This is a genomic window from Lelliottia jeotgali (genome assembly GCF_977070485.1).
Map to the genome: position 1 here is coordinate 1 of NZ_CDRVFO010000013.1, position 24925 is coordinate 24925.

Sequence of the window (24925 nt, forward strand, 5' to 3'; positions counted from 1 at the left end):
AACAGTCAGAAGCCGGCTTTAGGTCCCACCCACCCCTTCGAGTCCTACCATACAAGCCGGCTTGCCGGCGATTGGGCTGCAAAGCAGCCCCCTGCAACCCCGCATAACCTCTCTTACATCCTGCAACGCTCTAGCTCACAGCCCACGCCAGATCCTCTGCCATACTCCGCCGTACACAGTTTGAAATAGTCCCCCGATTGAATCGGCGCGTCCGGCCCCTTATATACCCCGCATACGCAACACACTCATCCGTCAGGAGAACGTAACAACCATGATGCGCATTCTGTTGTTTGTAGCCACCAACCTTGCGGTGGTGCTGGTTGCAAGCATTACCCTGAGCCTGTTCGGCTTCAACGGGTTCATGGCCGCCAACGGGGTTGACCTCAACCTCAGCAGCCTGCTGGTCTTCTGCGCCGTGTTCGGCTTTGCCGGCTCCCTCGTTTCGCTGTTCATCTCCAAGTGGATGGCGAAAATGAGCACCGGCACCCAGATCATCTCCCAGCCGCGTACCCGCCACGAGCAATGGCTGCTGCAGACGGTCGAAGAGCTGTCGCGCGAAGCCGGTATCAAAATGCCCGAAGTGGGTATCTTCCCGGCCTACGAGGCTAACGCCTTCGCCACCGGCTGGAACCGCAACGACGCATTGGTAGCAGTATCCCAAGGCCTGCTGGAGCGCTTTTCGCCTGATGAGGTGCGCGCCGTGCTGGCCCACGAGATCGGCCATGTGGCCAACGGTGACATGGTCACCCTGGCGCTGGTGCAAGGCGTGGTGAACACCTTCGTGATGTTCTTCGCCCGCATCATCGGCAACTTCGTCGACAAGGTGATCTTCAAGAACGAAGAAGGCCAGGGCATTGCCTACTATGTGGCGACCATCGTCGCCGAGCTGGTCCTGGGCATCCTCGCCAGCATGATCGTGATGTGGTTCTCGCGCCGCCGCGAATACCGCGCCGACGAAGCCGGTGCTCAACTGGCCGGCACTGCCGCGATGATCGGCGCCCTGCAGCGCCTGCGCGTAGAGCAAGGCCTGCCGGTGCACATGCCCGACACCATGAAGGCCTTCGGCATTAACGGCGGCCTCAAGCATGGCCTGGCCGGCCTGCTGATGAGCCACCCGCCGCTGGAAGAACGCATCGAGGCGCTGCGCCGCCGCGGCTGATTCACCGCCAACAAGAAAGGGCGACTTCGGTCGCCCTTTTTTATGCAGCCGGCCCGCACATGTAAGCCACAAATCCTCAGAACTGCGGGTGTCTCTGTGGGAGCCGGCTTGCCGGCGATAGGGCCGGCACAGGCAAACCCACATCAGAACTGTACGCGATACACCCGCTCCACCAGGCGCTTGACCCCCGCCTGCAAGAACTTAGGGCTTTCCCCTATCACGTCTCGCGCCTCCACTTCCTCCACCTGCCAACCGGCAAACCCACGCCGCACTTCCTCGTCGGCGACCGAAAACGGCGGCCCCGCCAACAGTTTCTGCTCGTAGTCCAAAGTCACCAGAAGCCCACTGCCCACAGGCAGTATTTGCGAAAGCAAGCCCATGTATCGCTCACGCATTTGCGGCGGCAGGGCAATCAAGGCAGCCCGGTCATACAGCCCCACGCAATCGGCCACATCCTCGGCGCGCAAGGCGAAGAAATCGCCACACCACAGCTCCACCTCACCACTGCACCAGACCTCGAACGCACCCTGTTGCCAAACCTGCGCCTGCAGCCCCTGCTCTTGGAAGAAGTCCTCCACCGCCCGACGCGACAGCTCGATACCCCGCACGCGATAGCCCTGCCCCGCCAACCAGGCCATGTCCAGGCTCTTGCCGCACAACGGCACCAGCACCCGGCTACCGGCAACCAGACCGAGCCCCGGCCAGTAGCGTTGCAGGTAGGGGTTGGCCTGGGCCTGGTGAAAACCGATCTGGTTATCGGCCCACTTTTGGTGCCAGAACGCCGCCTCCATAGTTCCTCCTGGTTTTTAGATAAGTTGCGCAAAAATCTTATATTGGATATCGATCGGTGACTGATCGAAGATGACTGCATCTTACCCTTCAGGACCCTACCATGCTGCCCAGCCTGTTCATTTCCCACGGCTCCCCCATGCTCGCCCTGCAACCCGGCGCCAGCGGGCCGGCGCTGGCCCGGCTGGCCAATGCCCTGCCACGCCCGAAGGCGATAGTGGTGGTCTCAGCGCACTGGGAAAGCCAAGAGCTGCTGGTGACCGGCAACCCGCACCCCGAAACCTGGCATGACTTCTACGGCTTTCCTGCAGCGCTGTACGCCGTTCAGTACCCTGCGCCTGGCCATGCGCAACTGGCCGCGAACGTCAGCGAGCGGCTGAACGCCGCCGGCCTGCCAGCTCGCCTGGATGCCCAGCGGCCATTCGACCATGGGGCCTGGGTGCCGATGTCGTTGATGTATCCCGATGCAAGCATTGCGCTGATTCAGGTGTCGCTCCCTAGCCACATGGGGCCGGCGCTGCAAATCAAGGTCGGCCAGGCATTGGCCGGGCTGCGCAGCGAAGGGGTATTGCTGGTGGGGTCCGGGAGCATCACCCATAACCTGGGCGAACTGGACTGGCATGCCGGGCCGGACGTGATCGAGCCTTGGGCACTGGCGTTTCGTGACTGGGTGGTGGAGAAGCTGGGCGAGGACGACCAGGCCGCGCTGCTGGACTTCAAGCAACAAGCGCCGTTTGCGTTGCGTAACCACCCCAGTGATGAGCATTTCTTGCCGTTGTTCTTTGCCCTTGGGGCCGGGGGCAGATTTGGCATTGTGCACCAAGGCTTTACCCTGGGGGCGCTGGGTATGGACACCTATCGCTTCGACTGAAGAATCGCCCGTAGGAGCGGCATTGCGCCGCGAAAGGGCTGCATGGCAGCCCCAAAAAACTGCAGGCAAAAAAAATCCCCGACCTAAGCCGGGGATTTTTTCATTACGCCAGGATCAATCTTCGCGGTAGCGACGCAGCTTCAGCTGCTTGCCAGCCACGCGGGTGTCCTTGAGCTTGGTCAGCAGGCGCTCGAGGCCGTCTTCCGGCAGCTCGATCAGGCTGAAGCTGTCACGCACCTGGATGCGACCGATCGCATCACGGGCCAGGCCACCTTCGTTGAGGATCGCACCCAGCAGGTTCTTGGCGGCGATACCATCACGGGCACCCAGCGCGGTACGGCAACGCACGCGGCCTTCGGCCAGCGGCAGTGGCGCACGACGCTCGCGCTCACCACGGTCGCTACGCTCGGCACGGTCACCACGCTCCGGGCGCTCACCGCGCGGTGCGAAGCTTGGTACCAGCGGCTGCTCGCGCTCTACCGCTGCCAGGTCCAGCGCCTGGCCATTGGTGGCCTTGCGCAGCAGTGCTGCGGACAGGGCACGCGGGCTGCAACCCAGGGCTTCGGTCAGGCGGTCGAACAGTTCACCGTGAGTGGCTTCTGCTTCGGCTACCAGCGGCGCCAGGCTCGAGGTCAGCTTCTTGATACGCGCATCCAGCACGGCCTGAGCGTTCGGCAGGCGCGCTTCGGCAACCTTTTGCCCGGTAACGCGCTCGATGACCTGCAGCATGCGGCGCTCACGCGGGGTGACCAGCAGCAGTGCACGGCCTTCGCGACCGGCACGGCCGGTACGGCCGATACGGTGCACGTAGGACTCCGGGTCGTACGGCATGTCCACGTTGAACACGTGGGTGATGCGCGGTACGTCCAGACCACGGGCAGCGACGTCAGTGGCGACGACGATGTCCAGGCGGCCGTCCTTGAGCGAGTCGATGACGCGCTCACGCTGGTTCTGGGCGATGTCGCCGTTCAGCGCAGCAGCCTTGTAGCCTTTGGCTTCCAGGGCGGCGGCCAGGTCCAGGGTGGCTTGCTTGGTACGCACGAAGGCGATCAGCGCGTCGAACTCTTCCACTTCCAGCAAACGCAGAACAGCCGGGATCTTCTGGTCGGCGTGCACCATCAGGTGAGCCTGGTCGATCGCGGTTACGGTCTGGGTCTTGCTCTGGATCTTGACGTGCTTGGGCTCACGCAGGTGACGTTCGGCGATCGAGCGGATCGACGAAGGCAGGGTAGCGGAGAACAGTACAGTCTGACGGCTGGCCGGGATGGCATCGAAGATCACTTCGAGGTCATCCATGAAGCCCAGCTTGAGCATTTCGTCGGCTTCGTCCAGTACCAGGTACTGCACGGTGGACAGGACTTTTTCGTCGCGACGCAGGTGGTCGCACAGACGGCCAGGGGTGGCCACGACGATTTGCGCGCCGTTACGAATGGCACGCAGTTGTGGGCCCATCGGGGCACCACCGTATACAGCCACCACGTTAACGCCCGGCATCTGCTTGGCGTAGGTTTCGAAAGCGGTGGCTACTTGCAGCGCCAACTCACGGGTTGGCGCCAGGATCAGGGCTTGCGGTTCGCGCTTGCTCACGTCGATCTTGTTGAGGATCGGCAGGGCGAAGGCAGCGGTCTTGCCGGTGCCAGTCTGCGCCTGGCCGATCATGTCGTGACCGGCGAGGATGATCGGGATCGATTGATGCTGAATAGCCGAAGGCTCTTCGTAGCCGGTGGCCAGAACAGCTGCAACGATATTCGGATTGAGATCGAGAGCGGCGAATCCGCCGGTTTCCTGGGTCATGGGTCTGCCTCTATGTGCATCCGCAAAGACCCATGCTCCAAAGCTGCACATGCCTTGAAAGACCAAATGGTCACCCAGGCAGCTCTGGCGGCGGGGATTTGCGAAAACGATTGAAAAAGAAAAACTTGGGAAGGTCCGCCTAGCGGACGTGCAGCCGAAGCTGGACTCGGAGGATTTGCACCACCTGATTTTGAGGCCCGCTAAAAGACCGGCGCGTACTATACCCGAATTAATAGAGGGAAGTGTGGAAAATTTTCACGGGCATGGGGCCAGTACGAAGCCATCAATGGCCGATAGCTGAAACGATTATCTCTCAAAGCCTGGCACGGCCCCGGTAGGAGCGGCCTTGTGTCGCGAAAGGGCCGCAAAGCGGCCCCGGCAATGTATGCGGCGACGCTAAAATCCCGAGGGCGCTTCGCACCCTTTCGCGACACAAGGCCGCTCCTACGGGGGGACGGCGCCAGGCCTTCACGTTGCTGGGCGGATTTCCTTGATCAACCCCTCAAGGCTGTACCCCAGCTGTGGCGCCAAGGCTTCAGCCCTGCCCTTGAGCCCACCCAGGTCCAGCGTTTGCTCCAGGTCCGCCGGCACCAGCAGGATCACATTGCCCTCCTTCACCGGCAGCTCCCAGTAGTGCCGGTGGTACAACCCGCGCAACAGCGCCGCGCCCAGCGGCCTGCCGTCATCACCGGCCCACTGGTTGATCACCAGCCAGCCACCGGGGTTGAGCTGCTTCTGGCAATTTTCCAGAAAGGTCCAGGCCAGATGCCCGACACCCGGGCCGTGGTCGGTATACAGGTCGACGAACAACAGGTCGGTTTTCTCCGCCGTGGGCAGCAGCTCCAGCGCATCGCCAACCCGCACATAAAGGCGCGGGTCGTCGTCCAGGCCCAGGTACTCCATGGCCAGGCGCGGTACATCCGGGCGCAGCTCGATGGCCTCGATGTCTTCCAGCGGCAAGAACTTCATGCAGGCCTGGGTCAGGGTACCGGCGCCCAAGCCAAGAAACAGGGCGCTTTCAGGCAGCTCGTGGCACAGCGCACCGACCAGCATGGCGCGGGTGTAGTCGTACTCCAGCCAGCTGGGGTCGGCAGTGAACACGCAGCTTTGCTCGATGGCATCGCCAAATTCGAGGAAGCGGTAATCATCCACTTCATACACGCTGATGACCCCAAAGGCATCCTCGACCCGAGCCAACAGCCGCTCTTCCCGCTCCGTCGTCATGAACCTGCCACCCGCCCGCGCAAAAACGCGCATTGTCCGCCAACGTCCCCGATGCAACAAGCTCAGCGCCAACTGTTACCATGGCAGACAGCCTATAACCGACAAGACCGAGCCTTTGATGAACCGACCGTGGAGCCCTGACAGCTGGCGTGCCCTGCCGATCCAGCAGCAACCGACCTACCCCGATGCCGCGCATCTGCTCAAGGTCGAGCAGACCTTGGCCAGCTACCCGCCGCTGGTGTTCGCCGGGGAGGCACGCGAGCTGCGCCGGCAGTTCGCCGAGGTCACCGAAGGCCGCGCCTTTCTGCTGCAGGGCGGCGACTGCGCCGAGAGCTTCGCCGAGTTCTCTGCGGCGAAGATCCGCGACACCTTCAAGGTGTTGCTGCAGATGGCCATCGTGATGACCTTCGCCGCCGGTTGCCCGGTGGTCAAGGTCGGGCGCATGGCGGGCCAGTTCGCCAAGCCACGCTCATCGGGTGACGAAACCATCGGCAACGTCACGTTGCCGGCCTACCGCGGCGACATCGTCAACGGTATCGGCTTCGACGAAAAAAGCCGCGTGCCAGACCCGGACCGCCTGCTGCAGGCCTACCACCAGGCCACCGCCAGCCTCAACCTGCTGCGCGCCTTCGCCCAGGGCGGCTTCGCCGACCTGCACCAGGTGCACAAGTGGAACCTGGACTTCATCGCCAACTCGGCGCTGGCCGACAAATACCACCAGTTGGCCAACCGCATCGACGAGACCTTGGCCTTCATGCGCGCCTGCGGCCTGGACAGCGCCCCGCAATTGCGCGAAACCAGCTTTTTCACCGCCCACGAGGCACTGCTGCTGAACTACGAAGAAGCCTTCGTGCGCCAAGACAGCCTGACCGGCGACTACTACGATTGCTCGGCACACATGCTGTGGATCGGCGACCGCACCCGCCAGCTCGATGGCGCACATGTGGAGTTCCTGCGTGGGGTGCACAACCCGATCGGGGTCAAGGTCGGCCCAAGCATGAACCCTGAAGAGCTGATCCGCCTGATCGACACGCTCAACCCGGCCAACGACCCGGGGCGCCTCAACCTCATCGTGCGCATGGGCGCCGGCAAGGTCGGTGAGCACCTGCCCGGGCTGATCCGCACCGTCGAGCGCGAGGGGCGCAAGGTGCTGTGGAGCTCGGACCCGATGCACGGTAATACCATCAAGGCCAGCAGCGGCTACAAGACCCGTGACTTCGCGCAGATTCTCGATGAGGTAAAGCAGTTCTTCCAGGTGCACCAGGCCGAAGGCAGCCACGCGGGCGGTATTCACATCGAGATGACCGGGCAGAACGTTACCGAGTGCATCGGTGGCGCACGGCCGATCACCGAAGACGGGCTGTCGGACCGTTACCATACTCACTGCGACCCCCGCATGAACGCCGACCAGTCGCTGGAGCTGGCGTTTTTGATTGCCGAAACGCTCAAGCAGGTGCGCCGTTGAGGTAAGTAGCTGTCGCAGCTTCTTCAGCGCCCTGAAGACCGAGCGCCGCCCGCACGGCGCTCGCCCCCTCACTTACGCAGCGGATCATCCCAGAATGGCCGCTCTGCCTCCTGCTGGATATCCGCCCGGCTCAACCCCAGATCCTGCAACGTCGCATCGCTGAGACTGGCCAGTTCCCGACGCTGGCGATACAGCTCCAACCAGCGAGCCGGGCGCTGCAAGGCAGCATGCCACAGGTGGTTGAGGGAAAAGGCAGAGTGCTGAATGCTGCTGACATGACCTTTCATCGTGAAGCCCTCCGTGTTGATGGCTTCAGTCTCGCCCCGGGCTTAAGATCAATCCAACGAATGTTTCTTATGCAATGCATCTAGGAGATTGATGCAATGTCCCACTACCAAAGCCTCGATGCCGACGTGTTGCGCACCTTTGTCGCCATTGCCGAGCAAGGTGGGTTCACCCGCGCCGGCGAAGTGGTCAACCGCACCCAGTCGGCCGTCAGCATGCAGATGAAACGCCTGGAGGAAGACGTCCTGCAGCGCCAACTGTTCGAGCGCGACGGCCGCCAGGTGCGCCTGACCGCCGAGGGCCAGGTACTGCTGGGCTACGCACGGCGCATCCTCAAGCTGCATGGCGAAGTGTTCAACACCTTGCGCATGCCGCACATGGTCGGGCTGGTGCGCATAGGCACACCGGACGACTACGCCATGCGGTTCCTGCCGACCATCCTGTCAAGCTTCGCCCAGGCCTACCCGCTGGTGCAGGTGGAGGTGCATTGTGATTCGTCTAAACACCTGATGCTGCGCCAGGACCTGGACCTGACCATCGTCACCCGTGAGCCCGGGAACGAAGTTGGCCAGTTGCTGCGCCAGGAACGCCTGGTGTGGGCCGCCGCCGAAAGCTTCTGCCCACAGGAGCAACGGCCGATGCCGCTGGCACTGTTCAATACCGACTGCTTCTGCCGCGCCTGGACCTGCAATGCCCTGGAGGCCCAAGGCATCGACTACCGCATCGCCTACACCAGCCCGAGCCTGGCGGCGATCTTTGCCATCGTCACGGCAGGGCTGGCAGTGACGGCGCAGTTGCAGAGCCTGATTGGCGGCAATATCCGTATCCTGGGCGAACAGGACGGCTTGCCTGAGCTGCCGGTGGCCAATGTGATGCTGCTGCGCAATGCACAAAGCCAGTCACCGATCACCGACTGCATGGCCGACTACATCATCGAAGGCTTCCAGTAATGGGTGCGCCAGACCACTCTAAAGCTCAAATCCAAGCATCACGGCGCACACCACCAAAAATACACAGAACATCGCCCGCAGCACCTTCTCTGGCAGCGCATGGGCCAGCCGCACTCCCCAGCTGATACTGAGCAGGCCTCCGACTGCCAACGGTATCCCCACCCCCCAGTCGACACTGTGGTGCACGCCATAGGTCAGCAAAGTCACCATGGTGCTCGGCGCCGCCAGCGCCAGCGACAGCCCTTGCGCCACCACCTGCGTGGCGCCGAACACGCTGGTCAGGATCGGCGTAGCCACCACCGCGCCGCCCACCCCGAACAAACCGCCCATGGTTCCACTGAAGCAACCCAGCACCCCCAGCCAGGGCCAGTGATGGCGCAGCTCCGGGCTTGCCGGGCCGGATTTGTTAAACATACGCGCCACGTTCCACAGGGCCAGCGCCACCAGAAAGCCGACAAAGCCCAGGCGCATGGCCTGCGCATCGATACCCACTGCCCAGATCGAGCCCAACCAGGCGAACACCAAGCTGCACACCGACAACGGCAAGGCATGGCGCAACTCGATGCGGTTGCGCTGGTGATAACGCCACAGGGCCAGCAACACGTTCGGCACCACCATCACCAAGGCCGTGCCTTGGGCTAACTGCTGATCAAGCCCGAACAGCACACCAAGTGCCGGAATGGCGATCAGGCCGCCGCCAATGCCGAACAACCCACCCATGGTGCCCAAGGCTGCGCCCAGCACGATATACATCAACCACTCGATCATCAGGGCCTCATCCGCCTGCATCAACAATGCGAGCATGCTAACGATTACGCTCTAGCGGGGAAACGCACAGCAACGCACAATGGCTGTGCGTTTAATGCAAAAGCAAGGCAGCCATGAGCCCTGACACCCTTACCGATCAACTGAGCCTGTTCCTCGATGTACTGGAGACTGGCAGTTTTTCCGCTGCCGCCCGGCGCCATCCACTTACCCCCTCCGCCGTCGCCCGGCGCATCGACAGCCTCGAGAGCGCCGTGGGCAGCCGCCTGTTCACCCGCAGCACCCATGCGGTGCGTGCCACGCCTGCAGGCAACGCCTTCGCCGAGCGCGCCCGGCGCATCATCGAGGAACTGCGCCTGGCCCGCGCCGAGGCCGTATCACTGAGCAGTGCTCCGGAGGGCCTGATCCGTATCGACGCCCCTGCCGCCTTCGGCCGCCGCCACCTGGCCCCGGCCATTGCCGACTTCCTGGTGGCCTACCCAGGCCTTGATGTACACCTGCGGCTGATCGACAGCTTCGTCGACCTGCACGGCAGCCACCTGGGCGAGGTCGACCTGGTGCTGCGTGCGGGCCCTCTGGCCGATACCCGCCTGGTCGCCACACCGCTGGCCTACATGGTCCGCGTCGCTTGCGCCAGCCCCGCCTACCTGGCAAGCCGCGGCATACCCGCCTGCCCCAGCGAACTGCCCGGTCACGACGGGCTGGACTGGGACGGCCTGGCACCGCCGTTCGCCTGGCGCTTCAACGTCGATGGGCAATCACGGCTGTACCGGCCCTCGCGGATGCGCATGGCCGCCAACAATGCTGAAACCCTGCTGTTCGGCGCGCTTGCCGGCCTGGGCGTTGCGCACCTGCCTACCTGGCTGATCAGCGACTACCTGCTGCGTGGCGAACTGGTACCACTTTTTTGCGACAACGGCCTGCCCGCTGCAGAGACCAGCGGTATTTATGCGCTACGCCTGGCACATGAAACGAACTCTCGCAGCCGCTTGCTGCTCGAATTCCTCAAGAGCCGCTTCAGCCCGATCCCTCCTTGGGACATGGCACTGCGAAGTGAGCTGCGATGGCAATGAGCGCGCAAACCTTCAGCGTGCTAGATTTCTCCATTGATCACATTCAAGGACCTGCATGAACGCCGACACCCAAGCTTCTTGCGACGAGCTGCTGCTGGACAACCAGGTCTGCTTTGCCCTGCACTCCACCTCGTTGCTGATGACCAAGGTCTACAAGCCCCTGCTTCAGGCATTGGGCCTTACCTACCCGCAGTACCTGGCCATGCTCGTGCTGTGGGAACAGGACGGCCTGACCGTGGGCGAGATCAGCCAGCACCTGCTCACCGACCCCGGCTCCCTCACTCCCTTGCTCAAGCGCCTGGAAAGCGAAGGCCTGCTCAAGCGAACCCGTAGCCGTGAGGATGAACGGGTGGTGCTGGTGCAACTGACCGACAAGGGGCGCGCCCTTCAGCAGCAGGCCAAAGAGGTGCCACAGTGCATTCTCAAGGCCAGCGGCCGCAGCCTGGAGCGCCTGCAACAACTACAGGCAGACCTGCTGGAGTTGCGCGACAGCCTGCAAAAGAACCTCTGACAGCTATGCTGTGCAATGCCCGCTCAGACGAGCGGTGAAGATTTATCTTGCGCACTAACTAATTGCGCGCTAATTTAAATCCCGTACCCACCAGATGCACCCGGCACACACGGGGCGCACAGCACACTAGCGAGGCTCAATATGCACAAGGTCACTCCGCTGTACATCGCAGAAGCCACCTCCACTGGCGGTCGCGACGGTAAATCCAGCTCCAGCGACGGCAAGCTGGAAGTCAAGCTGAGCACCCCCAAGGAGCTGGGCGGCGCGGGCGGTGACGGCACCAACCCTGAGCAGATGTTCGCTGCCGGCTATTCGGCCTGCTTCATCGGCGCACTGAAATTCGTCGCCGGCCAGGAGAAAAAGCAACTGCCTGGCGACGCTTCGATCACCGCCAAGGTGGGCATTGGCCAGATTCCCGGTGGCTTCGGCCTGGATATCGACCTGCACATCAACCTGCCGGGCCTGGCCCAGGCCGAAGCCGAAGGGCTGGTGGAGAAGGCGCACCAGGTATGCCCTTACTCCAACGCCACCCGCGGCAATGTAGATGTGCGATTGCATGTGACGGTGTAACACCAGGCACAAAAAACCCGGCCGAGGCCGGGTTTTTTGTGCACATCACAAGAAGAATTACTTCTTGGAACGGCCCTTGAAGCTGTTGTCGCGAGTGTCGATGTCGATCCACTCGTCGATCTGGATGAAGTCGGCAACCTGGATCTCGGTACCGTTCTTCAGCTTGGCAGGCTTCATGACCTTGCCCGAGGTGTCGCCACGCGCAGCGTTCTCGGTGTAGACAACCTGACGGCTGATGGTGGTCGGCAGCTCTACCGATACCAGGCGGCCTTCGAAGAAGACGGCTTCGCAGATGTCTTCCATGCCTTCTTCGATGTACGGCAGAACGGCGTCGATGTCTTCGGCGTTCAGCTCGTACATGGTGTAGTCGGTGGTGTCCATGAAGGTGTACGAGTCACCGCTGATGAACGACAGGGTCGCTTCTTTGCGATCCAGGATCACGTCGTCCAGCTTGTCGTCCGCACCGTAAACGGTTTCGGTCTTGTAGCCGGTCAGCAGGTTTTTCAGCTTGGTCTTCATGATCGCGCTGTTGCGACCCGATTTGGTGAACTCGGCTTTCTGAACCAGCCACGGGTCGTTGTCGATCCGCAGTACGGTACCGGGTTTCAGTTCTTTACCAGTTTTCATTACGAAGTATCCGAATCTGGATGGATTTATAAAAATCGAGGCCGCATATCATAGCCAATTTCGGTAAAACTGTACCAGCGCCTTGGCGAGGTCCGGCCGAGCGGCTTGGCGCGCCGCCCACTCACGGGCATGCTGCTGCAGTTCTGGCCAGTGTTTACGGGCCCCTTGCCAGGCCTGGTGCATATCGTGGTTCATGTTCCAGGCGCGCCACAATGCCACCATCGCCTCGCCGGCAGCGTCCGACAGGCCCTGTCGATAAAGGCGCAGGAACGCGTCGAGCTTTTCCCAGTGGGCGTTTTCCTCTTGCACGTAGATGTGCCAAAGCATCGGCCGGCCTGCCCACTGCGCGCGCACGAACGAGTCTTCGCCGCGCACCGCATTGAAATCGCAGCACCACAGCAGGCGGTCATAGTCGTCCTGGCTGACGAACGGCAGGATCTGCACCCTCAGCGCCCCCCGCTGGAACACGTCGCCAACCTTGAGCCCCGGCTCGCCCAGCCAATTGGCCAGGTCCGGGAGAATCCGACCCTGCGGTACCAACAGATGGGTGGCACAAGCGTCCGTGGCCAAAGCATCGAGCCAGCTGCCCAGTTGCGGGTTTTCATAGGCGAACAGCGAGACCAGTTGCGCGTCGGCCTGCACGTCTACACCCAGGCCTTGCAGGAAGGCAGCTCGCGCCTGTGCAGATTGCTCGAAGGCCTGCCGCTGCGCCAGCAACGAAGCCTCACGCAGCAGCCCGCCAGTCTTCTCGGTAAAGCCGGGAAAGAAAAACACCTTGCGCAGGCCATTGGGCTGCGGCGACGGCAAGCCGTGGCAGCCTTCCACCCAGTCTTCGGCACTGAGGTAATCGAGGTTAAGCCAAAGGATTGGCGTGGGGCGGGCGCGCATCGCTTCGACGTACTGTGCGGGCAACTGGCAGGCAAAGGCACCAATCACCACATCGGCGGGCTCGACCGGCAGCCACTCGCCAGGCCAGGCGCGCACTTCGACGCCCTGCTGCCATTGCCGCGCGGCGCCGGCGTCGGCGCCTGGGCACAGGGGCACGAAAGCCCCCAGGTCGTCCACCCACAGCCGCACCGCCAGCCCGTGCTCGGCCACCAGCTGCCGGGCCAGGCGCCAGGTCACGCCGATATCACCGTAGTTGTCCACGACACTGCAGAAAATGTCCCAGGTGACGTTCATGTGCCCTGCCCTCGCCCTGCGCAAAATCACGAATTCTGCGGTTAAATTGTCGCCGACAAAAGCACCAACGCTGAAAAACCGCCCGATGCCGTGCGACAATGGCCCACATAACGCCTGCCAGGAGGCCGCCATGCCCCGCCACCGTGAACTGCAAATAACCCTCAAGCCTGTGCAACTGACCCTGTGTGTGGCATTGGGCCTGTGGCTGGGTGCCGTGGCCATCGCGCTGAGCCTGTGGCTGGCCGTCCACCTGTGGCCCGAGCAAGTGCAGCCAGTGGCCCAGGCAGTCGCCCCCGCCCTTGCCCGGCCCCCGGCCCCGCCGGCGCAACCGGCGGATGCGCAAAGCGAGATGTTCGAGCGTTACAAGGCCATCCTGCACAAGCAGGAGCTGCAGCAGGCGGCCGAGGCCGCGCAAGGCAACCCACGCAACCTCAACAGCCCCAAGTGCCAGTTCTGGCTGTCGCAAAACCGCACTGCGCCGACCGACAAGAGCCAGGCCAACGTGCTGGAGTTCTGTTACTGATCATGGACAAGGCCACCCTGCTCACGCGTATCGTTGCAGCCCTGGAAACCGACATGGAAGTATTGCGCCGCGCCGCGCAAACCGCCTACGAAACCGCCACCGCCGAAGAAAATATCGCCGAAAACAAGTACGACACCCTTGGCCTCGAGGCCTCCTACCTGGCCACCGGCCAGGCGCGGCGCACGGCCGAGATTCGCCAGGCACTGCTGATCTACCAGCAACTGGTGCTACGCGACTATGACCCGGCGCGGGGGATACAGATCGGCAGCCTGGTGATTCTGGAAGATGAAGCGGGGGCTCAGCGGCAGGTGTTCCTGGGGCCGGAAGCGGCCGGGTTGAAGATTGGCGAGGCAGACGCACTGGTGACGGTCATTACCCCGCGCTCACCGCTAGGCCAGCAACTGGTCGGTAAAAAGGTCGATGACGAGGTCAGCCTTGGGGCCCAGCTGTTCTTCATCGTCGAGGTTGCCTGAACCGGCCCCATCGCCGGCAAGCCGGCTCCCACATGGATTGCGCCGGCTTTTAGAAATTGGGCAAGACGGTTGCTTACACAGTTAAAGCGCAGGGCTGAAGAACTGCGCGGCCGCGGTGGGAGCCGGCTTGCCGGCGATGAGGCCGGCCCTGCCAGCCTCCGACTAACCGGCAAGAGCATCGAATTTGCGCGCCAGCCCGCCATGTGCGAACTGCTCCTGCACGAACTCGATGAACGCCCGGGTCTTGCCCGGCAAAAGCTTGTGCTCGGCGTAATACAGGCTGATATGCCCATCATCCACATACCAGTCCGGCAACACCCTTTGCAGTTGGCCCGCCTGCAGGTAAGGCACGGCAAACGGCAGGCTGACCAATGCAATGCCCAACCCCTGCTGGGCTATGGCACAGGCTGCATCCGAGTCGCTCATGGTCATTGCCTGGCGCAATAGCAGTGGCTGCTGCGCCTGCCAACGGCTGGTCAACGGCCACGACCGCACACGGCCGGTCTGCGGTGAGCGAATCAAGATGCCGGCATGGCGCCCCAGCACCTGCGGGTCTTCAATGACGGGGTGCCGGCTCAAGTACCCTGGGGCTGCCACCAACACCCGATGCGCAGGGGTCAGCCGGCGCGCCACCACCCCCAGCGGTAGCTCGAAACCACCGCCAATCGCCGCATCGAAACCTTGGCCGATCAGGTCTACCTGACGGTTGTCGAAATGCCAGTCCGGGGTGATCGCCGGGTAGCGCCGCAAAAACTCACCCAGCAACGGCAGTACATACAGCCTGCCGAACACCGTCCCCATACTCACCCGCAACAGCCCGGCCGGCTGACCTTCGGCGCTGGCCAGGTTGGCCACGGCGTACTGGATGGTACGAAAGCTGTCACTGACTTCGCCAAGAAAACGCTGCCCGGCTTCAGTCAAGGTCAGCTTGCGGGTACTACGCTGGAACAGCCGCACACCGAGGCGCGTTTCCAGCTGGGCGACATGCTTGCCCACCGCCGCCGGGGTAATGCTCAAACGGCGGGCCGCCTCCGCGAAGCTGCCCACCTCGGCGCTGCGGATGAAACACTCAAGGGCGTTGAACGACTCCATGGCCATAATTACCAACCAAAGGTTTACTCTGCCAATAGTGATTGCCATCTTATCAGCAGGTAATCGTCGGTCGATACTGCGCCCATCCAAGGTATTCAGCCTTGCTTCCAGCAGGAGATCAGCATGTCCAAGCAATTTACCCTCGAAGGCAAAGCAGCCCTGGTCCAGGGCGGTTCACGCGGTATCGGTGCTGCCATCGTCCGCCGCCTGGCCCGTGAGGGCGCCCAGGTGGCCTTCACTTACGCAAGCTCCGAAGGCCCGGCCAACGATCTGGTAGCAGAAGTCAAAGCAGCTGGCGGCCAGGCATTGGCCCTGCGCGCAGACAGCGCAGACGCCGCCGCCGTGCAACTGGCAGTGGACGACACCGTAAAGGCCTTCGGCCGCCTCGATATCCTGGTCAACAATGCAGGCGTACTGGCCGTGGCGCCGCTGACCGAATTCGACCTGGCAGACTTCGACCGCACGCTGGCCATCAACGTACGCAGCGTGTTCGTCGCCAGCCAGGCCGCCGCCCGCTACATGGGCCAGGGCGGGCGCATCATCAACATCGGCAGCACCAATGCCGAGCGCATGCCGTTTGCTGGCGGAGCGCCGTATGCCATGAGCAAGTCGGCATTGGTCGGCCTTACCAAAGGCATGGCACGCGATTTGGGGCCACAGGGCATCACCGTGAACAACGTGCAGCCAGGGCCGGTGGATACCGATATGAACCCGGCCAGCGGCGAGTTTGCCGAAAGCCTGATCCCCTTGATGGCGATCGGGCGTTACGGGCAGGTGGATGAAATTGCCAGCTTCGTGGCGTACCTGGCGGGGCCTGAGGCGGGATACATCACCGGTGCGAGCCTTACCGCCGACGGTGGCTTTGCGGCCTGATCGAACGGTTTGCACGCAGGCGTCCAGCCTGAGCCGCCCAGATACTGAACGCCACTTACCTTGCCCGCACCGAGATATTGATGAACACCCCGACCTTGAGCCGCGCCCTGATCCTGCTGATGGCCACCGCCACCGGCCTGGCAGTGGCCAGCAACTACTACGCACAGCCACTGCTGCACAGCATCGCCGAACAGTTCGGCCTGAGCACCGCCAGCGCCGGCAGCATCGTCATTGCCGCGCAACTCAGCTATGGCGCGGGCCTTCTGCTGCTGGCGCCTTTGGGCGACCTGTTCGAGCAGCGCCGCCTGATCGTGATCATGTCGGTCATTTCCACCTTGGGCCTGGTGATCAGCGCCTGCGCCCCGAGCCTGCCCTGGCTGATCCTGGGGACCGCGCTCACCGGGCTGTTTTCGGTGGTGGCGCAGATCCTCGTGCCCATGGCCGCCACGCTGAGTGAGCCGCATCAGCGCGGGCGCGCAGTGGGCACGCTGATGAGCGGCTTGCTGCTGGGCATACTGCTGGCGCGCACTGCTGCCGGCTTCATGGCCGAGCTGGGTGGCTGGCGCAGCATCTATGTGCTGGCCGCGGTACTGATGGCCGTCACCGCCTTTGCCCTGTACCGCAGCCTGCCACAACACCACAGCCATGCCGGGCTGAAATACCCGGCACTGATCGGTTCTGTATTTCGCCTGTTCATCGAGGAGCCAGTGCTGCGCCTGCGCTCGCTGCTGGGCTTGCTGGCGTTCAGCCTGTTCGGGCTGTTCTGGACGCCGCTGGCGTTTCTGCTGGCGCGTGAGCCCTACCATTATTCCGACGCGGTTATCGGCCTGTTCGGCCTTGCCGGCGCGGCAGGTGCGCTTTCGGCCAACTGGGCCGGCCGCCTGGCTGACCGTGGCAGAGGCTCGCTGGGCACCACAGTGGGCCTGGTAGCGCTGTTGTTGTCATGGATACCGCTGGGTTTCGCCGAAAGCTCGCTACTGGCCTTGCTGCTCGGCGTACTGGTGCTGGACCTGGCCGTGCAGCTGGTGCATGTGAGCAACCAGAATGCAGTCATCGCCTTGCGGCCCGAAGCACGTACCCGGCTCAATGCCGGTTACATCACCTGTTATTTCATCGGCGGCGCCCTAGGCTCCTTGCTGGGCACACAGTTGTTCCAGTACCGGGGCTGGATGGGCATCGTGACGGCAGGGTTGCTGATCGGGGCGCTGGCGCTGCTGGTGTGGGGTTGGGCCGAGCACAAGCGCAAGCGCGCCGTAAAGGCCTGTGCGGCATGACACCGCAACCCTCCGTCGCCTGCTCGTTGACTTGCCCGTCGCGCCGGCGCTTCAGTAGGGATTGATCAAAGCCCCTTTACTGACAGGACGACTCAATGACAAGGCTCACGGTGCAATCCGGCGATTTCTTGCAAGGTGAAGGCGAGTATCGCAATGGATCGCTCACACTCAAGACCCCGCGCAGCCCCTCGCCTGGCGAGCGGATTTCCCTTACCCGCATCAGCGACCTGCGCCTGGCCAGCCTGGAATCCAATCGCAGCCTGGGTACCGCGCTCGGCTGGGGCATGGCCGGCGCCCTGGTGGCTGGCCCGGTTGGCCTGCTGGCCGGGCTATGGCTGGGCGGCAAGGAGGAAGAAGCCACCTTCCTTGCGACGTTCAAGGACGGCCGCAAGCTGATGGCCAGTACCGATGGCAAGACCTGGTCCAAGATCGACGACAGCTGGCGCCAGCATCGGCACCCGCCTGCAGGGGATTGAACAACTTCAGGCGTACGGGGTGATACGCGCCTGATAACATGAGCGTTTTTTGACTGCACGGGCCCATTCGCGGGCTTACCCGCGAATGGGCCCGTGCGTGCTCACCGCTCAAGGACCCCAGCATGCCCCTGCCACACCCCCGCCTGCCCCTGAGCCTGCTCAGCCTGGGCCTGGCCCTGCACAGCCCCCACGGTTTGGCTCAAGACAGTGTCACCCTCGCCCCGGTGCAGGTATCCGACACCTACGGCAACGACGGCTATCAGGTAACCGAAGCCGCGGTAGGCGGGTTTCAGGCAGCCCCCCTGCTCGATACCCCGGCGTCGGTCAGTGTGTTCAACCAGCAACTGATCGAAGACCGCCAGGTACGCAAGCTCAGCGAAGTGCTGCAAAGCGATGCCTCGGTCGGTGAAAGCTACGCCCCGATCGGCTATTACGAAAACTTCAACGTGCGCGGCTTCGAACTCAATGCCGCCAGCAGCTACCGCATCAATGGCCAGACCATCGCCGGCGAGCAGAACGTGGCGCTGGAAAACAAGCAGCAAGTCGAACTGCTCAAGGGCCTGTCGGGCCTGCACAGTGGCGTATCGGCGCCTGGCGGGCTGATCAATTACGTGACCAAGCGCGCCGAGGATGTGCGCAGCGTAACGGTATCGACCAACGAACAGGGCGAGCGCTACCTGGCCACCGACCTGGGCGGCTGGTTTGGCAGTGAACGGCAGTTCGGCCTGCGCGCCAACCTCGCCCACGAAGATATCCGCTCTTACGTCGACCATGCCGATGGCAAGCGCGACTTTGCCTCGCTGGCGTTCGACTGGCAGATAAACCCCGATGCCACCTTGCAGCTCGATGCCGAGTACCAGCACCGCGAACAGCGCTCGGTACCGGGCTATCAACTGCTTGGCGGCAGCGAAGTACCGCACGGCATCGACCCGGATGACCGCCTGGCTTACCAGCACTGGGCCAAGCCGGTGCAGAACGATTCACTGAACCTGGGCGGGCGTTTCCAGTACCGCTTCAACGATACCTGGAGCGGCACCCTGAGCGCCTCGCGCAGCAAAGTGGTGATCGATGACTACAGCTCGTTCGCCTGGGGCAGCGAAGACGGCTGGCAGTCGCACTTCAGCCCGGAGGGCGACTACGACATATACGACTTCCGCAGCCCTGACGACACCCGCCGCACCGATGAAGCGCAAGCGATGCTCGACGGCCACTTCGACGCGCTCGGCGTGAGCCATGAGCTAACGGTGGGTGCCAGCGCACAACGCCGCACGCTGGATCAGCGCCCCTACTACAACCAGCTGGTCGGTAGCGGCAACATCTACACCGGCGCCCCCGCCGTGGCGCCATCGGACCTGCCGGTCGGTGCCAGCGAGCGGCGCCTGGACAGCCGCCAGTACGGCCTGTTCGTCAACGACCGCATCACCTTCAGCGAGCAGTGGCAGGCCGTGCTCGGCGCCCGCGAAGTACGCCTGGACGAAAAGACCTGGGACGAAACCGGCCTGGCCGGGCGCCATACCCGGCAATACCAGTTGCTGCCCAATGCCGCGCTGATCTACAAGCCGCGCCAGGACACCACCGTCTATGCCAGCTACTCCAAGGGCCTTTCCGCAGGGGGTACCGCGCCCTGGTATGCCAGCAACGCGGCAGAAATCCTCGCCCCTACCCTGTCGCATCAGCTTGAGCTGGGCATCAAACGCGACTGGCAGGGCATGAGTTTCAGCGCCGCGCTGTTCCAGATCCGCCAGGCCTATCAATACGCCCGCCCTGAAGGCGACGGCAGCTTCACCTACGTGCAGCAGGGCCAGCAGAAGAACATCGGCCTGGAACTGGGCGCCAGCGGCTGGGTAACCTCGAACCTGCAAATCCAGGCCAGCGCCGCAGCGATTCGTGCGCGCGTGAAGAACAGCGGTACCGATGCCTACGAGGACCATCAGGCGATCAACGTGCCGCGCCTGCGCGCAGCCCTGCAAGCCGACTACAGCCTGCCGGTGCCCGGCCTGGCCCTGCTGGGCGGGGCACGTTACAGCGCCAGCAAGTATGCGAGCCAGGCGGGGAATGTGCAGGTGGGCGGCTATACCGTGTTTGACGTGGGTAGCCGCTATCGCACGCGTATCGGCGGCTATGACACGGTGCTGCGCCTGACCGTGGATAACGTGTTCGACAAACGCTACTGGCGGGATGTGGGGGATTACCTGGGGGACAACTACCTGTTCCAGGGCGCGCCGAGGACGGCACGGGTGTCGGCTTCGGTGAGTTTCTAGACACCGTTGGCGGCGTATGTCAGAAAGCGGGATATTCCGCTTGGTGAGCACGCATTGCTCACCCGCCCATGGCTTTGATCAACAGATTCGCCCTTCGCAAAACAAGATGAATCCAACAGAATAATGTTTTGGATGCGGGGGCGTATCGGGTGGATCTCAAGCAACTGGAGTGCTTTGTACGCGTCGCTGAATTTGGTGGCTTCACCAGGGCGGCGGCGACACTGAACCTGTCCCAGTCGGTCGTAAGCCGTCAAGTGCGCCAGTTGGAGCTGGAGCTTGGGCAACACCTGTTACTGCGCAACGGTAGAGGCGTCACCCTTACCCCTGCTGGCACCCGGCTTTTCGAGCATGGCCAGGGCATCTTGCGTCAAGTACAAGTCGCCCGCGAGGATTTGCAAGAACAGCGTGACTCATTGACTGGCAAGGTGGTGATCGGCCTCCCCCCTAGTATTGCGCGGCGCCATACCGTTGGTATTGTCACAGCGTTTCAGAAGGCGTTTCCCGGGTGCTCGCTGGGCATCAAAGAAGGCTTGTCCCACTCAATGAGGGAGTGGCTGCTGTTGGGCCGCCTGGATTTTGCGCTGCTGTACAACCCCGCGCAAAACGCGCAACTGCATTTTGAGCCGCTTCAATCCGAACCCCTTTGGCTGATTGGTGCTGCAGGGGCATGCCTCGCACCAGCGGTGCCGCTGGCCACCCTCGGTGACTACCCACTGATCATACCCAGCCAGCCACACTCTCTCAGGCGGCTGATCGAATCGGAAGCTGCACGGCATCATGTAGAACTCAACGTACACATGGAAATAGACGGCATTCCCTCTTTGATAGACCTGGTCGCCGCGGGCGCCGGTTTTGCCGTTCTGTCACGAATGGCACTCAGTGGTTCCTACGTCCCCCTAGGTTTGCAATCGGCCCCAATCGTCGAGCCCACTATCAATACCCACCTGTTCGTCGCCACAACCAATCAGAGACCATTGACACGCCTGGCTTCGATGACCTTGGCCGTGGTCAAACATCAAATGCGCGATCAAGCCATGCAAAAACCACATAACTGCTAGTGGGACCTGTCGATTGTTGCATGGCTCCTTGAGCGTCAAGATGGCTGAGGACTTACCAACGACAGCCGATAGAGACGTGCCATGAAAAGCTGCCTACCACCCGACCCATTCCCCACCAAGCCTGTTGAGGCCCTGCCTGTTGGTTCTTGGGATGCTCACTGCCATGTATTTGGGCCAGCGGCGCAATTCCCCTACGCCGAAGACCGCAGCTACACCCCACCAGACGCTGCATTCGCGCAGCTTGTCGAACTTCATGACCACCTTGGCTTCGAACGCGGCGTTATTGTTCAGGCCAGCTGCCACGGCTCAGACAACCGCGCGATGCTAGATGCAATTGGCCGCAGTGCCGGGCGCTATCGAGGCGTAGCAATCATCGACGGCAGCGAGACTGACGAGGCGTTGGCGCGGATGGACGCCTGCGGGGTTCGGGGAGTACGGTTCAATTTCGTCGCTCACCTGGGCGGTGCGCCCGACCTTGCCATTTTCGACCAGGCACTGGAACGTATCCAACCCTTGGGCTGGCATGTGGTACTTCACCTGGATGCTCAGGACATCGTCACCTATGCCGATCGCTTGGCACGTATCCAAGTGCCGTTCGTAATAGACCACATGGGCCGGATCAAGGCTCAGGACGGCCTCGATCAAGCGCCGTTTCGGACGTTGCTTGAGCTGATGGACAATCCGCTGGCATGGGTGAAGGTCTGTGGCGCCGAAAGGGTCTCAGCGGGGCGCAAACCCTTTGATGATGCTATCCCCTTCGCCATGTCGCTTATCGAGACGGCGCCGGAGCGTGTGCTCTGGGGTACTGACTGGCCTCATCCAAACATCAGCAAGGACATGCCCAATGACGGGGGGCTTGTCGATCTGATGTACCGCTTCTGCCCGGATCCAGCGACACGTCAGAAGCTACTGATCGACAACCCCCTGAAGCTTTACGGACGCTGATTTCAGCGCTCGACCACACCAACTCCAAAAACAATCAGGTAGTGGAATCGATATGAACACTTCGACCGAAGCGACGCACCCTGCCGCGCAACTGAAGCCCGCGGCCCGCACACGACAGCCCTTCTATAAAGCGATGTATTTCCAGGTTTTGCTGGGGATTGTCCTGGGTGGGCTCGTCGGACATTTCTGGCCAGATTTCGCCGCCTCACTAAAACCATTGGGTGATGCGTTCATCAAGCTTATCAAGATGATCATCGGCCCTGTGGTGTTCTGTACCGTAGTGACCGGCATCGCGGGCATGCAAGACCTGAAAAAGGTCGGTCGTGTGGGAGGCAAGGCACTGCTTTACTTCGAGATAATTTCCACCGTCTCGCTAGTCATAGGGTTATTCGGCGGCCATCTGTTCAACCCAGGCGCCGGGTTTCACGTAAACCCTGATTCACTGGATGCCTCTGCAGTGACAGGTTTTGCTGAGAAAGCGCAGCACCTGGGTATCGTCGAATTCCTGATGAGTATCATCCCGAATACGTTCGTCTCAGCGCTGGCAGATGGCAACATCCTGTGCATTCTGCTGATTTCAGTACTTTTTGGCTGTGCCTTGTCCGCAATGGGGGATAAAGGTAAGCCGGTGTACACCATGATCGAAGGCGTTTCGGGCGTGTTCTTCGGTATTGTCCATATCATCGCCAAGTTTTCAGCAGTCGGCGCATTTGGTGCAATCGCGTTTACCGTTGGCACGTATGGCGCCGCATCGCTGCTGCCGCTGCTCAAATTGATCGCAAGCTTCTATGTGCTTTGCATATTCTTCATCGTGCTGGTGTTGGGCTTCGTTGCAAGGCTTTGCGGGTTCAGCATCCTGCGGTTCGTCTCGTATATCAAGGATGAACTACTGATTGTACTGGGCACCAGTTCATCTGAAGTTGTGCTCCCCCAAATCATGGAGAAGATGGAACGACTCGGTTGTTCGAAATCGGTCGTCGGCCTGGTAATACCCACCGGCTATTCCTTCAACCTGGACGGCACCAACATCTATTTGACCATGGCTGTTCTGTTCATTGCTCAAGCACTCGACATTGAACTTACGTGGGGGCAGCAACTGACCTTGATCATTGTTGCCATGCTGAGTTCAAAAGGTGCCAGCGGGGTTTCGGGGGCTGCGTTCGTGATGTTGACCAGTACCTTGCTCGTCGTGCCCGTTGTGCCCGTTGCGGGAATGGTGCTGATCTTGGGCATCCACCGCTTTATGGGCACTGGCTTGGCGATGACCAACCTCGTCGGGAATGGTGTCGCAGCACTGGTTGTATCCGCCTGGGAAAAAGAACTGGATCGCGGCAAGCTGAACCAGCAACTGCACTCCACCAAACACTGATCCCCACTGCTTGACCTCCACGGCCCTGCCGACAGGGCCGAGGATTGCTGCGCCCTGGAGAAAACAATAATGAATTCCAAACTGCGCTACGCCGTAACGCTGGCGGGGATGACGTGTGTCACACCCCTGCTGGCCGCCAGCTTTATCGAAGACAGCAAGGTACGCCTGGATATCCGCAACTTCTATTACAACGCAGACTTTCGCGACGGTACGGGTGTATCAAAGCGGGAAGAATGGGCACAGGGATTTCTGCTCAACTATGAATCTGGATTTACCCAAGGAGATATCGGCGTTGGCCTGGATGCACTGGGCTATCTCGGCGTCCGTCTCGACTCCAGTGCAGATCGGACGGGAAGCGGGCTTCTGCCAACTACTGCATCGGGAGAGGCGGTTGAAGAGTACTCCAAGGGCGGTTTAGCAGCGAAAGTCAAAGTGTCGAGGACTGAACTGCGCTACGGCATCGCGCTCCCCAAGGTACCGGTTTTGCAATTCAATGGTAGCCGGCTTTTCCCGCAGTCCTTCCAAGGGACGCAGATCAGTTCCAGCGAAATTGACGGGCTGACCGTCAACATGGCGCAATTCAACCGCACAACCAGCCCCGACTCCACCGACCAACAACACATCATGCTGGCGGCAAAAAACGGCCGTTACTCAACCGCCGGCGTTGGTAATCACTTCCGGTACGCTGGCGCGAGCTACAAGCCCGACCCAACACTGACGCTCAGCTACTACCACGGTGGCCTTGAGGACGTTTACGCGCAGCACTTTCTCGGCGCGACCCAGCGCCGAAAGCTTGGCCGTGGGTGGCTCGAGTTGGACCTGCGGGCTTTCTTCAGCCATGAAGCAGGCAATGCCAAGGCCGGTCGTGTTGACAACGAGGCTTACTCCGCCCTGGTCAGTTACACACTCGACAATGGCCACAGCATGCTTGCCACCTATCAGCATATGGAAGGTGACACCGGCTTCCCCTACATCAATAACCCGTATTTGCCCAACTACGTTCAATACCACGACTTCGCAGAAGCAGGTGAGCGCAGTTGGCAGTTTCGCTACGGCTATGACTTCAGTCACCTGGGTGTGCACGGGTTGAGCTTTTATACCAGCTATACCCAGGGGACACATCTGGACAAGCGAGGCGGCGGCGAGTGGGAGCGCGACGTGGATGTGACCTACGAGATTCCACACTTCAAAGGCTTTTCGATTCGCTGGCGTAACGCCCTTTACCGAAGCGATATCAACCGTGGCATCGACGAGAACCGCTTGATCCTCAACTACTCGCTTGCATTCAAGTAAACAGCCCCTTTCTCTCCTGAAAC

Annotated in this window: 25 protein-coding genes; 17 read left to right on the forward strand and 8 right to left on the reverse strand. The window is 61.8% G+C overall.

Translation table 11 applies throughout. The features are described from left to right. Window positions 1–271 precede the first annotated feature (271 nt). On the forward strand, window positions 272–1159 hold the full coding sequence (gene htpX / locus ACW4TB_RS18870) for a protease HtpX (RefSeq protein WP_012313391.1): 888 nt from the start codon (window positions 272–274) through the stop codon (window positions 1157–1159). 143 nt (window positions 1160–1302) lie between these two features. On the opposite strand, the gene ACW4TB_RS18875 is transcribed toward htpX, so the two are convergent. After that, window positions 1303–1950 carry a thiopurine S-methyltransferase gene (locus ACW4TB_RS18875; protein ID WP_455828481.1) on the reverse strand — a complete coding sequence of 216 codons (648 nt, stop codon included), beginning with the start codon at window positions 1948–1950 and terminating at the stop codon, window positions 1303–1305. 101 nt (window positions 1951–2051) lie between these two features. On the opposite strand from ACW4TB_RS18875, the gene ACW4TB_RS18880 reads away from it, so the two are divergent. Further along, entirely contained in the window at window positions 2052–2819 is a 768-nt protein-coding gene (locus ACW4TB_RS18880; RefSeq protein ID WP_455828480.1) for a DODA-type extradiol aromatic ring-opening family dioxygenase, read from the forward strand. Window positions 2820–2933: 114 nt separating this feature from the next. Here ACW4TB_RS18880 and ACW4TB_RS18885 read toward each other — a convergent pair whose 3' ends face one another. Both ACW4TB_RS18885 and ACW4TB_RS18890 read right to left on the reverse strand, forming a co-directional pair. Further along, a complete protein-coding gene (locus ACW4TB_RS18885) occupies window positions 2934–4613 on the reverse strand; it encodes a DEAD/DEAH box helicase (protein ID WP_012313388.1) in 1680 nt (559 codons plus the stop codon). A gap of 468 nt (window positions 4614–5081) precedes the next feature. Then, a complete protein-coding gene (locus ACW4TB_RS18890; protein WP_254467344.1) occupies window positions 5082–5837 on the reverse strand; it encodes a spermidine synthase in 756 nt (251 codons plus the stop codon). Between the two features lie 118 nt (window positions 5838–5955). Here ACW4TB_RS18890 and ACW4TB_RS18895 point away from each other — a divergent pair, with 118 nt between their 5' ends. Then, window positions 5956–7302 carry a class II 3-deoxy-7-phosphoheptulonate synthase gene (locus ACW4TB_RS18895; protein WP_119688498.1) on the forward strand — a complete coding sequence of 449 codons (1347 nt, stop codon included), beginning with the start codon at window positions 5956–5958 and terminating at the stop codon, window positions 7300–7302. 68 nt (window positions 7303–7370) lie between these two features. Here ACW4TB_RS18895 and ACW4TB_RS18900 read toward each other — a convergent pair whose 3' ends face one another. Beyond that, the gene (locus tag ACW4TB_RS18900) at window positions 7371–7589 is read right to left on the reverse strand and encodes a DUF1127 domain-containing protein (RefSeq protein ID WP_039603335.1); all 219 of its coding nucleotides are present in this window, start codon (window positions 7587–7589) and stop codon (window positions 7371–7373) included. Window positions 7590–7685: 96 nt separating this feature from the next. Here ACW4TB_RS18900 and ACW4TB_RS18905 point away from each other — a divergent pair, with 96 nt between their 5' ends. Next, complete coding sequence (locus ACW4TB_RS18905) at window positions 7686–8537, forward strand: LysR substrate-binding domain-containing protein (protein WP_012313384.1); 852 nt, start codon at window positions 7686–7688, stop codon at window positions 8535–8537. Window positions 8538–8555: 18 nt separating this feature from the next. Here the strand turns inward: ACW4TB_RS18905 and ACW4TB_RS18910 are convergent, their stop codons facing one another. Next, window positions 8556–9341 carry a sulfite exporter TauE/SafE family protein gene (locus tag ACW4TB_RS18910; protein ID WP_455843048.1) on the reverse strand — a complete coding sequence of 262 codons (786 nt, stop codon included), beginning with the start codon at window positions 9339–9341 and terminating at the stop codon, window positions 8556–8558. Window positions 9342–9418: 77 nt separating this feature from the next. Between ACW4TB_RS18910 and ACW4TB_RS18915 the strand changes: the two genes are divergently transcribed. The 3 genes from ACW4TB_RS18915 (at window position 9419) to ACW4TB_RS18925 (ending at window position 11456) form a co-directional block, all read left to right on the forward strand. Beyond that, window positions 9419–10375, forward strand: a complete 957-nt coding sequence (locus tag ACW4TB_RS18915; protein ID WP_012313382.1) for a LysR family transcriptional regulator — start codon at window positions 9419–9421, stop codon at window positions 10373–10375. Window positions 10376–10430: 55 nt separating this feature from the next. Then, on the forward strand, window positions 10431–10886 hold the full coding sequence (locus ACW4TB_RS18920) for a MarR family winged helix-turn-helix transcriptional regulator (RefSeq protein ID WP_012313381.1): 456 nt from the start codon (window positions 10431–10433) through the stop codon (window positions 10884–10886). A gap of 141 nt (window positions 10887–11027) precedes the next feature. Further along, complete coding sequence (locus ACW4TB_RS18925) at window positions 11028–11456, forward strand: organic hydroperoxide resistance protein (RefSeq protein ID WP_012313380.1); 429 nt, start codon at window positions 11028–11030, stop codon at window positions 11454–11456. 57 nt (window positions 11457–11513) lie between these two features. Here the strand turns inward: ACW4TB_RS18925 and efp are convergent, their stop codons facing one another. Beyond that, on the reverse strand, window positions 11514–12083 hold the full coding sequence (gene efp / locus ACW4TB_RS18930) for an elongation factor P (protein WP_012271109.1): 570 nt from the start codon (window positions 12081–12083) through the stop codon (window positions 11514–11516). Window positions 12084–12131: 48 nt separating this feature from the next. Continuing rightward, the gene (gene earP, locus ACW4TB_RS18935) at window positions 12132–13265 is read right to left on the reverse strand and encodes an elongation factor P maturation arginine rhamnosyltransferase EarP (protein ID WP_279933724.1); all 1134 of its coding nucleotides are present in this window, start codon (window positions 13263–13265) and stop codon (window positions 12132–12134) included. A 130-nt stretch (window positions 13266–13395) separates the two neighbouring features. On the opposite strand from earP, the gene ACW4TB_RS18940 reads away from it, so the two are divergent. Together ACW4TB_RS18940 and ACW4TB_RS18945 are read left to right on the forward strand one after the other, a co-directional pair. Next, window positions 13396–13788, forward strand: a complete 393-nt coding sequence (locus ACW4TB_RS18940) for a hypothetical protein (protein ID WP_254467341.1) — start codon at window positions 13396–13398, stop codon at window positions 13786–13788. Window positions 13789–13790: 2 nt separating this feature from the next. Beyond that, window positions 13791–14261, forward strand: coding sequence for a GreA/GreB family elongation factor (locus tag ACW4TB_RS18945; protein ID WP_012313377.1), 471 nt, complete (start codon window positions 13791–13793; stop codon window positions 14259–14261). A 162-nt stretch (window positions 14262–14423) separates the two neighbouring features. On the opposite strand, the gene ACW4TB_RS18950 is transcribed toward ACW4TB_RS18945, so the two are convergent. Further along, window positions 14424–15353, reverse strand: a complete 930-nt coding sequence (locus ACW4TB_RS18950) for a LysR family transcriptional regulator (RefSeq protein WP_455843049.1) — start codon at window positions 15351–15353, stop codon at window positions 14424–14426. Between the two features lie 123 nt (window positions 15354–15476). Between ACW4TB_RS18950 and ACW4TB_RS18955 the strand changes: the two genes are divergently transcribed. The 8 genes from ACW4TB_RS18955 to ACW4TB_RS18990 all read left to right on the forward strand — a co-directional run bounded on the left by ACW4TB_RS18955 (window position 15477) and on the right by ACW4TB_RS18990 (window position 24902). Beyond that, a complete protein-coding gene (locus ACW4TB_RS18955; RefSeq protein WP_254467339.1) occupies window positions 15477–16226 on the forward strand; it encodes a 3-oxoacyl-ACP reductase family protein in 750 nt (249 codons plus the stop codon). A gap of 80 nt (window positions 16227–16306) precedes the next feature. Continuing rightward, the gene (locus tag ACW4TB_RS18960) at window positions 16307–17500 is read left to right on the forward strand and encodes an MFS transporter (protein WP_279933726.1); all 1194 of its coding nucleotides are present in this window, start codon (window positions 16307–16309) and stop codon (window positions 17498–17500) included. A gap of 95 nt (window positions 17501–17595) precedes the next feature. After that, window positions 17596–17976, forward strand: coding sequence for a hypothetical protein (locus ACW4TB_RS18965; RefSeq protein WP_012313373.1), 381 nt, complete (start codon window positions 17596–17598; stop codon window positions 17974–17976). A gap of 122 nt (window positions 17977–18098) precedes the next feature. Continuing rightward, the gene (locus ACW4TB_RS18970) at window positions 18099–20237 is read left to right on the forward strand and encodes a TonB-dependent siderophore receptor (RefSeq protein ID WP_279933727.1); all 2139 of its coding nucleotides are present in this window, start codon (window positions 18099–18101) and stop codon (window positions 20235–20237) included. A gap of 149 nt (window positions 20238–20386) precedes the next feature. Continuing rightward, the gene (locus tag ACW4TB_RS18975) at window positions 20387–21295 is read left to right on the forward strand and encodes a LysR family transcriptional regulator (RefSeq protein ID WP_042111905.1); all 909 of its coding nucleotides are present in this window, start codon (window positions 20387–20389) and stop codon (window positions 21293–21295) included. Window positions 21296–21376: 81 nt separating this feature from the next. Beyond that, entirely contained in the window at window positions 21377–22240 is an 864-nt protein-coding gene (locus tag ACW4TB_RS18980) for an amidohydrolase family protein (protein ID WP_012313370.1), read from the forward strand. Between the two features lie 52 nt (window positions 22241–22292). Then, window positions 22293–23609 (forward strand): dicarboxylate/amino acid:cation symporter, encoded by a 1317-nt coding sequence (locus ACW4TB_RS18985; protein WP_279933728.1) that lies wholly within the window; start codon window positions 22293–22295, stop codon window positions 23607–23609. A gap of 69 nt (window positions 23610–23678) precedes the next feature. Then, window positions 23679–24902, forward strand: a complete 1224-nt coding sequence (locus ACW4TB_RS18990; RefSeq protein ID WP_279933729.1) for an OprD family porin — start codon at window positions 23679–23681, stop codon at window positions 24900–24902. Window positions 24903–24925 lie beyond the last annotated feature (23 nt).